The organism is Pseudoxanthomonas suwonensis (assembly GCF_000972865.1).
Lineage (GTDB): Bacteria > Pseudomonadota > Gammaproteobacteria > Xanthomonadales > Xanthomonadaceae > Pseudoxanthomonas > Pseudoxanthomonas suwonensis_B.
The window spans coordinates 1,238,449-1,253,431 of the sequence record NZ_CP011144.1 but is presented as its reverse complement, the minus strand read 5'-3'; the positions used below and the strand labels follow the sequence as shown (position 1 = coordinate 1,253,431).

At 70.7% G+C, this 14,983-nt stretch carries 14 protein-coding genes; 3 read left to right on the top strand and 11 right to left on the bottom strand.

Going from position 1 to position 14,983, the window contains the following annotated elements:
* Nucleotides 1-28: 28 nt before the first annotated feature.
* The 11 genes from WQ53_RS05340 to cutA form a co-directional block, all read right to left on the bottom strand.
* Nucleotides 29-553 (bottom strand): GNAT family N-acetyltransferase, encoded by a 525-nt coding sequence (locus WQ53_RS05340; protein ID WP_052631113.1) that lies wholly within the window; start codon nt 551-553, stop codon nt 29-31.
* Between the two features lie 227 nt (nt 554-780).
* Nucleotides 781-2,376 (bottom strand): bifunctional phosphoribosylaminoimidazolecarboxamide formyltransferase/IMP cyclohydrolase, encoded by a 1,596-nt coding sequence (gene purH, locus WQ53_RS05335; RefSeq protein ID WP_052631112.1) that lies wholly within the window; start codon nt 2,374-2,376, stop codon nt 781-783.
* 88 nt (nt 2,377-2,464) lie between these two features.
* A complete protein-coding gene (fis, locus tag WQ53_RS05330) occupies nt 2,465-2,740 on the bottom strand; it encodes a DNA-binding transcriptional regulator Fis (protein ID WP_052631111.1) in 276 nt (91 codons plus the stop codon).
* Nucleotides 2,741-2,837: 97 nt separating this feature from the next.
* Nucleotides 2,838-3,788, bottom strand: coding sequence for a DUF3426 domain-containing protein (locus WQ53_RS05325; protein WP_052631110.1), 951 nt, complete (start codon nt 3,786-3,788; stop codon nt 2,838-2,840).
* Nucleotides 3,789-3,841: 53 nt separating this feature from the next.
* The gene (prmA, locus tag WQ53_RS05320; RefSeq protein WP_052631109.1) at nt 3,842-4,759 is read right to left on the bottom strand and encodes a 50S ribosomal protein L11 methyltransferase; all 918 of its coding nucleotides are present in this window, start codon (nt 4,757-4,759) and stop codon (nt 3,842-3,844) included.
* A gap of 441 nt (nt 4,760-5,200) precedes the next feature.
* Nucleotides 5,201-6,568: an acetyl-CoA carboxylase biotin carboxylase subunit gene (accC, locus tag WQ53_RS05315; RefSeq protein ID WP_052631108.1), complete on the bottom strand. Its 1,368-nt coding sequence runs from the start codon at nt 6,566-6,568 to the stop codon at nt 5,201-5,203.
* Nucleotides 6,569-6,579: 11 nt separating this feature from the next.
* Nucleotides 6,580-7,065 carry an acetyl-CoA carboxylase biotin carboxyl carrier protein gene (gene accB / locus WQ53_RS05310; RefSeq protein WP_052631107.1) on the bottom strand — a complete coding sequence of 162 codons (486 nt, stop codon included), beginning with the start codon at nt 7,063-7,065 and terminating at the stop codon, nt 6,580-6,582.
* Between the two features lie 55 nt (nt 7,066-7,120).
* Entirely contained in the window at nt 7,121-7,561 is a 441-nt protein-coding gene (gene aroQ / locus WQ53_RS05305; RefSeq protein WP_052631106.1) for a type II 3-dehydroquinate dehydratase, read from the bottom strand.
* Between the two features lie 294 nt (nt 7,562-7,855).
* Nucleotides 7,856-8,446: a TlpA family protein disulfide reductase gene (locus WQ53_RS05300; RefSeq protein ID WP_052631105.1), complete on the bottom strand. Its 591-nt coding sequence runs from the start codon at nt 8,444-8,446 to the stop codon at nt 7,856-7,858.
* Nucleotides 8,443-10,749 carry a protein-disulfide reductase DsbD family protein gene (locus WQ53_RS05295; protein WP_144409391.1) on the bottom strand — a complete coding sequence of 769 codons (2,307 nt, stop codon included), beginning with the start codon at nt 10,747-10,749 and terminating at the stop codon, nt 8,443-8,445. Before WQ53_RS05295 ends, WQ53_RS05300 begins: the two co-directional genes overlap by 4 nt.
* Before the next feature lie 34 nt (nt 10,750-10,783).
* Nucleotides 10,784-11,101, bottom strand: a complete 318-nt coding sequence (gene cutA, locus WQ53_RS05290) for a divalent-cation tolerance protein CutA (protein WP_052631103.1) — start codon at nt 11,099-11,101, stop codon at nt 10,784-10,786.
* A 308-nt stretch (nt 11,102-11,409) separates the two neighbouring features.
* On the opposite strand from cutA, the gene groES reads away from it, so the two are divergent.
* The 3 genes from groES (at nt 11,410) to WQ53_RS05275 (ending at nt 14,759) form a co-directional block, all read left to right on the top strand.
* Nucleotides 11,410-11,700 (top strand): co-chaperone GroES, encoded by a 291-nt coding sequence (gene groES, locus WQ53_RS05285; RefSeq protein ID WP_052631102.1) that lies wholly within the window; start codon nt 11,410-11,412, stop codon nt 11,698-11,700.
* Nucleotides 11,701-11,757: 57 nt separating this feature from the next.
* The gene (gene groL / locus WQ53_RS05280) at nt 11,758-13,398 is read left to right on the top strand and encodes a chaperonin GroEL (protein WP_052631101.1); all 1,641 of its coding nucleotides are present in this window, start codon (nt 11,758-11,760) and stop codon (nt 13,396-13,398) included.
* A gap of 548 nt (nt 13,399-13,946) precedes the next feature.
* Complete coding sequence (locus WQ53_RS05275; protein WP_158497810.1) at nt 13,947-14,759, top strand: YihY/virulence factor BrkB family protein; 813 nt, start codon at nt 13,947-13,949, stop codon at nt 14,757-14,759.
* The last annotated feature ends 224 nt before the right edge of the window (nt 14,760-14,983 follow it).

Here is a 14,983-nt window from a genome sequence, read left to right as displayed (position 1 = left end):
ATGCCGGCACTCGGTGCCACGAAGGCCGTCAGTGCGGCTCGGGCACCCAGTCGTCCTCGTGGTGGCCGAAGGCCGGATGCAGCACCACCTCGCCGGCCGAACCGGCATCGGTGAAGCGCAACGCCTGGAACGCGCCTTCCGGGGCGCCGGGCAGGGTCAGCAGTGGATCGGGACGGAAGCCGAAGCGGCCGTAGTAGCCGGGGTCGCCCAGCACCACGCAACCGTTGGCCTCGCGCTCCTGGAGGACGCGCAATCCGGTCCGGATCAGGGCGGCGCCGACGCCGTGGCCCTGGTCGGCCGGGTCCACCGCGACCGGGCCGAGCACGTACCAGCGGTCGCCGTCGCGCGAGGGCCGCGCCGGCGAGAACGCGACGTGGCCGGCGATCCGGCCGTCGATGTCGGCCACCAGCGAGACGGCCAGCGCATGGTCGGCGCGCAGGGTGTCGACGGTGCGGCCTTCCAGCTTGCCCTCGCCCGGGAAGCCAGCGAAGGCCTTGCGCACGAGGTCGTGGATCGGGTCGATATCGTCCGGGCCTTCCTCGCGGATCCACATGGCGGCCGCCTCCCTGGATGGACTGCCTGCAAGCCTAGCCGGTCGCGCGTGAGGGTGCGTTATGGCGGCCTTAGGAGGCGATCACTTGGGGGGCATGATTGCCGTCGTCCCCGCGTAGGCGGGGATCCAGCGACTTTGCTTCACCCCCGGCCACCTCGAACCTGTCTGCAACTCACTGGATCCCCGCCTACGCGGGGATGACGGCAGGTGGGTGTGGCGAGAGGACCTCAGTGGCGGAAGTGGCGCACGCCGGTGAAGACCATGGCGATGCCGTGCTCGTCGGCCGCGGCGACCACTTCGGCATCGCGCATCGAGCCGCCAGGCTGGATCACCGCCTTGATCCCGGCCGCGGCGGCGGCGTCGATGCCGTCGCGGAACGGGAAGAACGCATCGGAAGCCATCACCGAGCCTTCCACCACCAGGCCGGCGTCGGCCGCCTTGATCCCGGCGATGCGCGCCGAGTACACCCGGCTCATCTGCCCGGCGCCCACGCCGATCGTGCGGTTGTCCCTGGCGTAGACGATCGCGTTGGACTTGACGAACTTGGCCACCTTCCAGGCAAACAGCAGGTCGGCGAACTGGGCCTCGGTCGGCGCCAGTCGCGTCGCCACCTTCAGCTCGCCGCGGGTCACCACGCGGTCGTCGGCGGTCTGCATCAGCAGGCCGGAACCGACCCGCTTGGTGTCGATGAAACCCGTCGAGGCCGGCGCGCCAGCCTCGAGCGGGATGCGCAGCACGCGCACGTTGGCCTTCTTCGCGGCGTACTCGAGCGCGCCCGGCCCGTAGTCCGGCGCGATCAGCACCTCGACGAACTGGCGGTCGAGGATGGCCTTGGCGGTGGCCGCGTCCAGCGTGCGGTTGAAGGCGATGATCCCGCCGAAGGCGCTGGTCGGGTCGGTGGCGTAGGCCAGCTCGTAGGCGTCGCCGCAGGTTGCGCCGACCGCCACGCCGCAGGGATTGGCGTGCTTGACGATGACGCAGGCCGGCGCGTCGAACTGGCGCACGCACTCCCAGGCCGCGTCGCTGTCGGCGATGTTGTTGTAGCTCAGCTCCTTGCCCTGCAGCTGCTCGAACGTCGCCAGCGAGCCGGGGGCGGGATACAGGTCGCGGTAGAACGCCGCCTGCTGGTGCGGGTTCTCGCCGTAGCGCAGGTCCATCAGCTTGACGAAGCTGCCGTTGGCCTGCGCCGCGAACGGCGTGCGCACGGGCACATCCTGCGAGGTGTCGGTCACCGCCGACAGATAGTTGCTGATCGCCGCGTCGTACTGGGCGACGCGGTTGAACGCGGCCACCGACAGGGCGAAGCGGGTCGCCGCCGACAGGCCGCCGCCGTTGGCTTCCAGTTCGGCGAGCAGGCCGGGGTACTGCTCCGGCGCGGTGGCCACCGCCACGCGGGCGAAGTTCTTGGCCGCCGAGCGCAGCATCGCCGGGCCGCCGATGTCGATGTTCTCCACCGCCTCGGCCAGGGTGCAGCCGGCCTTCGCGGTGACCTCCTCGAACGGATAGAGGTTGAGCACCAGCAGGTCGATCGGGGCGATGCCATGCTGCGCCATCACCGCCTCGTCGACGCCGGCGCGGCCGAGCAGGCCGCCGTGCACCAGCGGGTGCAGGGTCTTGACCCGGCCGTCCATCATTTCCGGGAAACCGGTGACTTCGGACACGTCCTTCACCGCCAGCCCGGCCTCGCGCAGCGCCCTGGCGGTGCCGCCGGTGGACAGCAGTTCGACGTCGCGCGCGGCCAGCGCGCGGGCCAGCTCGAGCAGGCCGGTCTTGTCGGAAACGGACAGCAACGCCCGGCGCACGGGCAGGAAATCGGCGGTCATGGGGAAGTGGCGATGCGGGGAGGGGCGGAATTATAGCCGCCCGGCGCTGTTCGCCCCGCTGCCGGCCGCGGTCCGCGGCTCGACCGGCTCAGGCCAGGCCGTAGTCCTTCAGCTTCTTGCGCAACGTGGCCCGGTGGATGCCCAGCAGCGCCGCCGCGCGGCTCTGGTTGCCCTCGCAGTGGTTGAGCACTTCCACGAACAGCGGGATCTCCATCTCGCGCAGCACGATTTCGTAGACGTCGTTGGCGTCCACGCCGTCCAGGTCGCGCAGGTAGCGCCGCACCGACTGGGCCACGTGCTCGCGCAACGGCGGACGGGAAGCGTTGCGGCCGGTGTCGGCGCGGGAGGTGGCGTTCTGCTGCACGGGAGTTCCGAAGTAATGCGGGCCGCGTCGAAGCGGGCAGGGGAGTCTAGCGCGGGATTTCGACGGCTGCCATTGGCCGACCACCCGGATCGCGCGTTCAGCGGAACTCGAACGAGAACGCGACCGTGCCCGGCGCCGGCTCCTGCACCATAAAGGTGATCTGCGCGCTCTGTCCCGGCGACAACAGCGCCTCCGGCGCCGCGCCGAGGTATTCGGTCGGCTGGAAGACGCGGCTGCCGAGCACGCGGCCATCGGCGTCGGACAACACCAGCTGCAGCGCCGGCCAGGCCTGCGGCCAGCGCGCGTCGTTGCGGAAGGTGGCGTCCACGCGCAGCGCCCCCGGCGCTTGCGATGCCGGTCTCACTTTCCGGTCGAGCATGGTGAACGCGGTCGGCTCGTGCCAGGCGGGCAGGCTGCAGTGCAGCACGCCGCACACGGTTTCCAGCAACGGCCGCCAGCGCGGATCCTCGGCCAGGCGCGCACGGTCGGCCAACAGGATCTGCAGGACCAGCGCGAGCGCCAGCAGCACGATCAGCGGCCAGCGCCAGCGTGACCAGCCGCGGCGGCGTGGCTGCGCGGCGAAGGCGGCGGTCGTGGCCGGTGCGGCGGGTGCCGGTGCGGTGGCGATGGCGGTCCCGGCATCGGCGGCGACTGCGGTGTGGTCGATCGCGGCCTGCTCTATTGTCGTGGACGCGCGTTCGCCGTCGCTTTCGTCGTCGCCGGAACCATCCGTGCCGAGCGGCGTTGCGAGGGCGTCCGACGCCGCGGCCACGGCCTGGATGACGAGGTGCTCGGCCGGTGGCGGCTCCGGCTCGGGCGAAGCGCCTGCGGGATCGGCGGCGCCGGATCCGGGCGATGCGTCGGTGGCGATGTCGCCTGCATCACCGCTGTCCCGCTCCTGTCCGCCAGCTGTCCCATCCGCAACGTCCTGCGACGCGTCGATGTCCTCCTGCAGCGGCCGTCCGCAGCGCGGACAGGCGGCCGGCAGCGGCCGCTGCTGCGGATGGTGGGCGACGAGGAACTGGCAGTGCGGGCAAGGGACGAACATGCGGCCTATTCAAGCACGTTCATGAATGTCGTGGCCGCCGCCGTGCATGCGGCTCAGCGGCGCACACCCTCGATCCGCACCCAGTCCTCGTCGCTGGTGACCTGCAGGTCGTCGAACCAGGCGGCGTAGCGCTGCAGCAGTTCCGGTTCCTGGCCGCGGAGGATGCCCGACAGGGCGATGCGCCCGCCCGGCGCCACGCGCGCGGCCAACACCTCCGCCAGCGCGTCCAGCGCCGACGCCAGGATGTTGGCCACCACCACCGGATAGGCCGCCGCCGGTTCGTCTTCCGGCAGGTACACGGCGAAGCGGTCGTCGACCGCGTTGCGCTGCGCATTGTCCAGGCTGGCTTGCAGCGCCTGCGGGTCGTTGTCCACGCCCAACGCCTGCGCGGCGCCGAGCTTGAGCGCGGCCAGGGCGAGGATGCCCGAGCCGCAGCCGAAGTCGAGCACGCGCGCGCCGCGCAGCGCGCCGGCGGCGGCCAGTGCGTCGAGCCAGCGCAGGCAGAGCGCGGTGGTCGGATGCGTGCCCGAGCCGAAGGCCAGGCCCGGGTCCAGGCGCACCACCGCCGCCTCCGGTACATCCGCCTCGGCCGGCAGGTCGTGGTTCCACGGCACGATCCAGGTGCGCTGGCCGAAACGCATCGGCTGGAACTGGTCCAGCCAGGCGCGCTCCCAGTCCTCGTCCTCGACCTTGCGGAATGCGACGCCAGCCCAGTCCAGCCCCGGATCGAACGCTTCGAGCGCGGCCAGCAGCGCCAGCGCGTCGGTGTCGGCGTCGAACAGCGCGGTCAGCACCAGCGACTTCCACACCGGGGTCTGGCCCACGCCCGGTTCCAGGATCGCGCGCTCGGCGGGCGTGTCGGCGTCGGCGTCGAGCAGGGTGACCGACAGCGCGCCCACGTCCTCCAGCGCGCGCTCGTAGCGCGGCTGCTCGGCCTCGGTGCTGTGCAGGCTCAGTTCCAGGTAGGGCATGTCGGCGTGGGTGCGGAGGCGGGCGCCGATTGTCTCACGCGCCCACGCGCTTCCTGTAGGAGCTGACTTCAGTCGGCGACACGGGCGTCGGGGCCACGAGGACGTCGCCTGTGCCGACGGCGTCGCGTCGCCGGCTGAACCCGGCTCCTGCAACAGCCGCCGCGCGGCCGCCCTTCTGTAGGAGCTGACTTCAGTCGGCGACACGGGCGTCGGGATCACGAGGGCGTCGCCTGAGCCGACGGCGTCGGGTCGCCGGCTGAACCCGGCTCCTACAACAGCCGTGGCGCGGCCGCATTTTCTGTAGGAGCTGACTTCAGTCGGCGACACGGGCGTCGGGATCATGAGGGCGTCGCCTGAGCCGACGGCGTCGTGTCGCCGGCTGAACCCGGCTCCTACAACCGCAAGCCGTCGTGGCGGGAGGCGCGGCTCCCGCCACGACGTTCAGCCCAGCGCGATCGACTGGTTCTTGCGCTCGGCCAGGCGCTTTTCCAGGTAGTGGATGTTCTGGCCGCCGGCCTGGAAGCCCTTGTCGCGCATGATCCGCTGCTGCAGCGGGATGTTGGTCTTGATCCCGTCCACCACCATCTCGCTCAGCGCCACGCGCATGCGCGCGATCGCGGTCTCGCGGTCGGGCCCGTGCACGATCAGCTTGCCGACCATCGAGTCGTAGTTCGGCGGCACCCGGTAGCCTTCGTAGATGTGGGTGTCCACGCGCACGCCCGGGCCACCCGGGGCGTGGAAGTGCTGGATCAGGCCGGGGCTGGGGATGAAGCTCTCCGGGTCCTCGGCGTTGATCCGGCACTCGATCGCATGGCCTTCCAGGACCACGTCCTCCTGGCGGATGCGCAGCGGGTTGCCGGCGGCGATGCGCAGCTGCTCGGCGACCAGATCGATGCCGGTGACCAGCTCGGTGACCGGGTGCTCGACCTGGATGCGGGTGTTCATCTCGATGAAGTAGAAGCGCCCGTCCTCGTACAGGAATTCGAAGGTGCCCGCGCCGCGGTAGCCGATGCGGATGCACGCCTCCACGCAGACCTTGCCGATCTGCGCGCGCTGCTCGGCGCTGATGCCCGGCGCCGGCGCCTCCTCGACCACCTTCTGGTGGCGGCGCTGCATCGAGCAGTCGCGCTCGCCCAGGTGGATGGCGTTGCCCTGGCCGTCGGCCAGCACCTGGATCTCCACATGGCGCGGGTTCTCCAGGAACTTCTCCATGTAGACCTCGGCATTGCCGAACGCGGCCTTGGCCTCGGTCTTGGTGGTGGCGATCGCGTTGCCCAGCGCGGCTTCGGCATGGACCACGCGCATGCCGCGGCCGCCGCCGCCGCCGGCGGCCTTGATGATCACCGGGTAGCCGATCTCGCGCGCGATCTTGGTGTTGGCGACGATGTCCTCGCCCAGCGGGCCGCCGGAACCGGGCACGCAGGGCACGCCGGCGGCCTTCATCGCCCGGATCGCCTCGACCTTGTCGCCCATCAGGCGGATGGTGTCGGCCTTGGGCCCGATGAAGACGAAGCCGGACTGCTCCACCCGCTCGGCGAAGTCGGCGTTCTCCGACAGGAAGCCGTAGCCGGGGTGGATGGCCTGGGCGTCGGTGACCTCGGCCGCGGCGATGATCGAGGCCATGTTGAGATAGCTCTCCGCCGACGGCGCCGGGCCGATGCAGACCGACTCGTCGGCCATGGCCACGTGCTTGAGGTTGCGGTCCACGGTGGAGTGCACGGCGACGGTGCGGATGCCCATCGCGTGGCAGGCGCGCAGGATCCGCAGCGCGATCTCGCCGCGGTTGGCGATGACGACCTTGTCGAGCATGGGACTCTCCGTCAGCCGATCACGAACAGCGGCTGGTCGAACTCGATCGGCTGGCCGCTCTCGCACAGGATCGCGACCACGGTGCCGGCCACGTCGGCCTCGATCGGGTTGAACATCTTCATCGCCTCGATGATGCCGAGCGTCTCGCCGGCCTTGACCGACTGGCCGACGCTGACGAAGGCCGGCTTGTCCGGGCCCGGGGCGGCGTAGTAGGTGCCGACCATCGGCGCGCGGACCACGTGGCCCGGGGGCAGTTCGGCGCCGCCCTTGGCGGTGCCGCCGGTGGCCGACTCGGTCGGCGAACTCATCGGCATCGGCGCCGCGGCCGGCGCGGCGACCGGCGAGCGCACTTCCAGGGCGGCGGCCGGGGCGGCCACCGCCACGCCGGTCGGGATCCGCGACAGGCGCACGCTCTCCTCGCCCTCCTTGATCTCGATCTCGGCGAGGTTGGATTCTTCGAGCAGGTCGATGAGTTTCTTGATCTTGCGCAGGTCCATGGTGGCCTCTGTGATGGGAGCTTCGCGCCGGGGCGCGTGACAGGGGGATCGGGGTTCAGCCCGGCAGCCGCGCCAGCGCGGCGTCCAGGGCGTAGCGGTAGCTGTCGGCGCCGAAGCCGCAGACCACGCCGACCGCCTTGTCGCTGAAGTAGCTGTGCTGGCGGAACGGCTCGCGGGCGTGCGGGTTGGACAGGTGGATCTCGATGAACGGGACGGCCACCGCCGCCAGCGCGTCGCGCAGGGCGACCGAGGTGTGGGTGAAAGCGGCCGGGTTGACCAGGATGAAGGCGGTGCCGTCGCCGCGGGCCGCCTGGACCCGGTCGATCAGGGCGTGCTCGGCGTTGGACTGGAACGACTCCAGCGCGTGCCCGGCGGCGGCGGCGCGGGCGGCCAGGTCGGTGTCGATGTCGGCCAGCGTGGTGCGCCCGTAGACCTCCGGCTCGCGGCTGCCGAGCAGGTTGAGGTTGGGGCCGTGCAGGACCAGCAGTTTGGCCATGGGTGTTGCGGAACCGGAAAGGGCGGCAGTCTGCGCGAAGGCGCCATTACTGTCCAGTTCGGCGAAGATGGCAGCGTTTCAAGTAGGTGATTGAATCTTTCAGCTGGAGAACGGCTGAACAATCGCCATTCCCGCGCAGGCGGGAATCCAGTGACTTCAGCCCTGCAGGCAAAGTCACTGGATCCCCGCCTGCGCGGGGACGACAAGCAAATGGGGCAGGCCTAACGGGGTTTGTGGGGACAAGCCCGCTGTGCCCCGTACACACACCGCGAAGAAGGCGAGCTGGCAGCGCCGCTAGTGCCTGGCCCAGCCGTCGACCTCTCCATGGGCGAACGGCCCCAGCTTCTGCTTCGCCACCCGCCCCTGCGCATCGACAAGCACGCTGTACGGCAGCAGGCCGCGGGTGTTGCCCAGCCAGACGCTGGCGTCGGCCGGGCCGGGCGTCTCGAGCAGGATCGGGTAGTCGACCGGCACCCGGGCCAGGAAGCCGCGCACGCCTTCCGGGGTATCCAGGGCCAGGCCGACCACCTGCACGCCGTCCTCGCCCTGCTCGCGGGCGAAGCGCTGCAGTTCCGGCATCTCCTCGATGCAGGGGCCGCACCAGCTGGCCCAGACGTTTACCAGCAGCGGGCGACCAGGTGCGATCGCGGTCAGTTCGACGACGTTGCCATCCAGGTCGGGCAGGCGGATGTCCGGCAGTGGATCGCCGGGCCGGGCCGCGCGCACTCCCGGCGGAAGCGCAGGCGCGGTCGCGTCGGCGGCCGCCTGCAGGGCGCGCTGGCCGCTGTCCGTGCGCAGCCACGGATTGCCGAACCACCAGCTCGCCGCCAGGCCCAGCCCACCGGCGGCCAGGGCCACGGCCAGGATCCGTCCGCCGGGTCTCATCGCGCCGCCGCGCGCAGCAACGCGTCCTCGACGATGGCCTGGGTCAGCACCGGCGGCAGCACCGTCGGCGGCGCGCCCGGGCCGTAGACCACGTACAGCGGCACGCCGACCGCGTCGTGCTCCTCCAGGAAGGCGCTGACGAGCGGGTCGGCGTTGGTCCAGTCACCGCGCATGTAGGTGCCCCGGGTGCGCTCGAGCACGGCATGGAACGCCTCGCCCGACAGCACGTTGCGTTCGTTGGCCTTGCAGGTCACGCACCAGTCGGCGGTCATGTTGACGAACACCACGCGGTCCTCGGCGCGCAGGCGCGCCAGGGCCTCGGGCGAATACGCCAGGACCCCGTCCTGCTGCGACCGGGCCGCCGCGGGCTCGATCCGGGTCACGCCCCACACCGGCAGCAGCGCCACCAGCCCCAGCGCCAGCGCCAGGCCCTGCGCCGCGCGCGCGCCGCGCCAGCGGCTGCGCTCGAACCACCCCAGCGCCAGCGCCAGCAGCGCCGCGCCGGCCAGCACCAGCGCGATCGCGTCCACGCCGCGCTGGCGGCCGAGGATCCACAGCAGCCAGACCGCGGTCAGGTACATCGGGAAGGCAAGCACCTGCTTGAGCGTCTCCATCCACGCGCCGGGCCTGGGCAGGCGCCGCGCCAGCGCAGGGATGAAGCCGATCAGCAGGAACGGCAGGGCCAGGCCCAGGCCCAGCGCCAGGAACACCAGCATCCCGGCCAGCGCCGGCGCGGCGAAGGCATAGGCCAGCGCCGGGCCCATGAACGGGGCGATGCACGGGCTGGCCACCACGCAGGCCAGCACGCCGGTCATGAAGTCGCCGGCCGGCCCGCTGCGCGGCGCGGCCAGCCCGCCGCCGATGCCGCCGCCCAGGGTGAACACTCCCGACAGGCTCAGGCCGACGGCGAACATCAGGTACGCCAGTGCCGCCACGAACCAGGGCTGCTGCAGCTGGAAGCCCCAGCCGGCGGCGACCCCGGCCGCGCGCAGGCCGACCACCAGCGCGCCGATCGCGGCGAAGGCGACCAGCACCCCGGCGGTGTACCAGAGCGCGTGGCGGCGCGCGCGCTGCCGGCTCTCGCCGCTCTGCGCCAGGCCCAGCGCCTTCAGCGACAGGATCGGCAGGACGCAGGGCATCAGGTTCAGGACCACGCCGCCGAGCAGGGCCAGCAGCAGCACGCCGGCCAGCCCGGCCGGGGCGGCGGGCGGCGGCCCGGGCGTGCGCAGCGCGTTGCCGGCCGAGGCGTCCGCGCCCGATGGCGCATCGACACCCAGAGCCACGGCATCGACCGGCGGGGTGGCGATGGCGGCCGCGGTTGCGGCGAGGGCGTCGGCCACCGTCGCCGGCGAGCCCGCGCCGCTTTCCCCACCGGCGATGGCGGCCGCGTCGACACGCCCGGCCGGCAGGTCCACCGGCAGGCGCCGGGTCATTGGCGGATAGCAGATGCCGTCGGCCTGGCAGCCCTGGAAGGTCGCCACCAGGGTGACCCGGCTCGGGTCTGGATGCGTGCGCGATACCGGCACGGCCACTTCGATGGGGTCGAAGAACACCACCGCCTCGCCGAAGTATTCGTCGTGGTGGGCGGTACCCGGCGGCCAGTGCGGCGCCTGCGCCTGCAGGCCCGGATCGCCCTCCAGCGCGAAGCCGCTGCGGTCGCGGTAGAGGTAGTAGCCCGGTGCCGGCTGCATCCGCACCAGGATCCGGTTGCCGCCATCGGCGATCGCGTCCACCGCGAACGCCTGCGCCTCCGGCAGGGCCTGCTGGCCCGGCAGCTGCAGGCCACGCACCGCGCCGCCGGAGCTGGCGCCGATGGCGGCCAGGCCCGGCAGCCCCGGCCGCGGCGCGGCGGTGCCCGCCGCCGGCAGCGCCACCTGCAGGCGCCGGGTCTGCGGCGGGTAGCAGATGCCGATGTCGGCGCAGCCCTGGTACTTGACCTCCAGCTGGACCGGGCCATCGCCGAGCGCGCGGCCGTCCAGGGTGGCGACCAGTTCGCCGCGGTAGGTCTCGACCGGACCGAAGAACTCGTCGGTGTGGCGGGCGCCGTCGGGCAGGTGCAGTCCGCCGGCGGCGAAGCCGGCGCCGGGCGTGACCGCGGTGCGGTGGCGGTACAGGTAATAGCCGTCGGCGATCTTCCAGCGCACCTCGATGCGGTCGCGGTCCGGGGCGCTGGCGCTGAGCACGAAGGCCTGGTCGACCGGCAGCAGGTCGGATTCGTCGACCGCGGCGGCGGCAGGCAGTGCCGCCAGCAGCAGCGGCAGCAGCAGGAGTGCCCACAGCGGGCGGAGCGGCAGGGCCGGCATCAGGCGGCGGAAACGGGTGGGCATCGGGACGGATTCACTCGCGGGTGGCATCGGCCACCCACTCCAGGTAGGCGGGCAGGCCCGCGGCGGCTTCGACCGCCACGATCTCGGGGAGTTCGTACGGGTGCAGGGCCCGCAACCGCTCGACCAGCGCGGGCAGGCGCTCGGCTGGGGTCTTGGCCAGCAGCAGGACTTCCTCGGCCTGCTCGACAGCGCCCTGCCAGCGGTACACCGAGCGCATCGGCGGCAGCACGCTGACGCAGGCGGCCAGGCGCTCCCCGACCAGGGTCGCGGCCAGGCGCTGGGCGGTATCGGGGTCGGGACAGCTGCAGAACACGAGATGGACCGGCATGGCCGAAGTGTACCGGGCCGGGCTGCCGGGGCTGGGTCGTGTGTGTAGGAGCCGGGTTCAGCCGGCGACACGGGCGTCGGGAACAGGAGGGAGTCGCCTGTGCCGACGTGGCGTGTCGCCGGCTGAACCCGGCTCCTACACAAAATCCTTCCCGGCACCCTTGAAAGTCCCGCGCCCACCCCCCATCTGCCCTGTCATCCCGGTCCCCGACCGGGTTTTGTCCGCCCGCGGCGCTGGCAGTCGTCATCCACGAGTGCTAGTCTAGCCGCCCTTTTTCCAACCCAGTCAATCACTTGAGAGGGATTGAAATGAGCAATATCAAGCCGCTGTACGACCGCGTCGTCATCAAGCGCACCGAGGAAGAGAAGGTCTCCGCCGGTGGCATCGTGATTCCCGATTCGGCCACCGAGAAGCCGATCAAGGGCCAGGTCGTGGCCGTGGGCGAGGGCAAGGTGTTCGACAACGGCAACGTGCGCGCGCCGAAGGTCAAGGTCGGCGACCAGGTGCTGTTCGGCAAGTACGCCGGCACCGAGGTCAAGCTCGACGGCACCGAATACCTGGTGGTGAAGGAAGACGACATCTTCGCCGTGCTGGGCTGAGCGCCCGCCGCTTCCCACACTCCCCATTCGCATCAATTGAACTGAGGTAATTCCACAATGGCTGCCAAGGAAATCCGTTTCGGTGAAGACGCCCGCGCGCGCATGGTGCGCGGCGTCAACATCCTCGCCAACGCCGTCAAGGCGACCCTGGGCCCGAAGGGCCGCAACGTCGTGCTCGAGAAGAGCTACGGCGCGCCGACGATCACCAAGGACGGCGTGTCCGTCGCCAAGGAGATCGAGCTGGCCGACAAGTTCGAGAACATGGGCGCGCAGATGGTCAAGGAAGTCGCTTCCAAGACCTCCGACAACGCCGGCGACGGCACCACCACCGCCACCGTGCTGGCCCAGGCGCTGATCCGCGAAGGTTCCAAGGCGGTTGCCGCCGGCATGAACCCGATGGACCTCAAGCGCGGCATCGACAAGGCCGTCGTGGCCGCCGTGGCCGAGCTGAAGAAGATCAGCAAGCCCACCGCCGACGACAAGGCCATCGCCCAGGTCGGCACCATCTCGGCCAACTCCGACGAGTCGATCGGCAACATCATCGCCGACGCGATGAAGAAGGTCGGCAAGGAAGGCGTGATCACGGTCGAGGAAGGCTCGGGCCTGGACAACGAGCTGGACGTGGTCGAGGGCATGCAGTTCGACCGCGGCTACCTGTCGCCGTACTTCATCAACAACCAGCAGAGCCAGTCGGCCGACCTGGACGACCCGTTCATCCTGCTGCACGACAAGAAGATCTCCAACGTGCGTGACCTGCTGCCCGTCCTCGAGGGCGTGGCCAAGGCCGGCAAGCCGCTGCTGATCGTGGCCGAGGAAGTGGAGGGTGAGGCCCTGGCGACCCTGGTGGTCAACACCATCCGCGGCATCGTCAAGGTCGTCGCCGTGAAGGCCCCGGGCTTCGGCGATCGCCGCAAGGCGATGCTGGAAGACATGGCCACCCTGACCGGCGGCACCGTGATCTCCGAGGAAGTCGGCCTGCAGCTGGAGAAGGCCACGATCAAGGACCTGGGCCGGGCCAAGAAGGTGCAGGTCTCCAAGGAGAACACCACCATCATCGACGGCGCCGGCGACACCGCCGCCATCGAGTCGCGGATCAAGCAGATCAAGGCGCAGATCGAGGAGACCTCCTCGGACTACGACCGCGAGAAGCTGCAGGAGCGCGTGGCCAAGCTGGCCGGCGGCGTGGCGGTGATCAAGGTCGGTGCCTCGACCGAGATCGAGATGAAGGAAAAGAAGGCGCGCGTCGAAGACGCCCTGCACGCGACCCGTGCGGCGGTCGAGGAAGGCGTGGTCCCGGGCGGCGGCGTGGCCCTGGTGCGCGCGCTGACCGCGATCGGCGAGTTGAAGGGCGCCAACGAAGACCAGACCCACGGCATCCAGATCGCCCTGCGCGCGATGGAAGCCCCGCTGCGCGAGATCGTCACCAACGCCGGCGAAGAGCCCTCCGTGATCCTGAACAAGGTCAAGGAAGGCACGGGCAACTTCGGCTACAACGCCGCCAACGGCGAGTTCGGCGACATGGTCGAATTCGGCATCCTGGACCCGACCAAGGTCACCCGTTCGGCGCTGCAGAACGCCGCGTCGATCGCCGGCCTGATGATCACCACCGAGGCGATGGTGGCCGATGCGCCGAAGAAGGACGAGCCGGCGATGCCGCCGGGCGGTGGCATGGGCGGCATGGGCGGCATGGATTTCTGATCCGGCCGTACCGGAGCGACAAGCAGTACCAGGAAACCCCGCCGCGAGGCGGGGTTTCCTTTTGCGGCCTCCGCGCCAGCCATGTCCGCCCGCAGGTTTCTGTATCTGGCTCCCTCCCTTTCGCCGAAAGGGAACTGCTCGTGCCCCTCCCTTTCGCCGCAGGCGAAGGGGAGGGCTGGGGAGGGCTGGGGAGGGGGGCTTTGGCTCTTGATACAGGAGCCGGGCGTGCCAGCGACGCGACGCCGCCGGCACAGGCGACGCCTTCATGCTGCCGGCAGCCATGTCGCCAGCAAGCTGGGCTTCGAAGGGAACGGGGCGGGGAATCGCGCGGCTTTCGCCACCCCGACAGCATCGTGCAACCAGCTTTCCAGCCCGCGCCGGAACATCCAGAATCGGAGCAGCGCAGTCGAACGGGGAACGGGCATGGGCGCATGCTTCGCAAAGCCGTGGCAAACGATGGCTTGCATGACGCGGAATCGCCGCATGGCGGCCGCCCCCGGGGGCCGTCGTTGATCCGCTTCTGGCGCACGAGCCGCCCGGGCCGGACCTTGGCGCTGTACTTGGAGAGCCGCGGCCCGCTGCTGGCGCGCGGCATGTCGTTCTCGGCGGTGTTCTCGGTGTTCGCGGCCATCTATGTCTTCTTCGCCGTCTTCGGGATCGTGTTCGGGTCCTCGCCGGCATTGCGCGATGCCGTGGTGGCAGGTCTGTCGAACACCATCCCCGGCCTGATCGATACCGGGTCCGGCGGCGCGATCGACGTGGATGCGCTGTTCGACGTGCAGGTCCTGGGCATCAGCGGCCTGATCGTGCTGGCGATCCTGACGTTCACGGCCAGCGGCTGGCTGCGCAGTTTCCGCGATGGGGTGCGCACCATTTTCGGGTTGCCGCGCAAGGATCGCGGGTTCGTGCTGATGCGCCTGATCGACGTGGCGCTGGTCTTCGCCCTGGGCGTGCTGATGATCCTGTCGGCCGCGTTCTCGATGATCGGCACCCATGCGCTGGGCCTGGTCAAGGCATGGCTGGATCCGGCCGGCGCCTACGTGCCGGACCCGGCGCTGGTGGTGGCCGGCCTGCTGGTCGCGCTGGTGATCGACGTGCTGGTGTTCTTCATGCTGTTCCGCCTGCAGTCGCGCATACCGGTAAGCAACCGCGCGGTGCTGCGCGGCGCGCTGCTGGGGGCTGTCGGCTTCGGCGCGCTGAAGTACCTGGGCGCGGAACTGGCCAGCGGCGTGGGCAACAACCCGTTGATGGCCGGCTTCGCGGTGATCATCGGCCTGATGCTCTGGTTCAACCTGGTGATGCAGTGGCTGCTGCTGACCACCGCCTGGATCGCCACCGGGCCGCGCACCGGTCCGCCCTGAGCGGCGCGCTCCGCCGTTGCCACTGAAACGGTTGCGCGGTCCGGAACCGGCTGCTATCAATGGCGCCGTGAACACGCCGCGCGCCGCCTTTTATTTCGGGTACTGGTTTCCAACGCCACAGGCGGAGGAAGGGTTGCGCACGTTCTGAAGTTCGACTGGAACACACCCCTGAAAGCCGCCAGCGAACCTGGCGGCTTTTTTGTCGCCGGTTCCCGGGCGGGAGC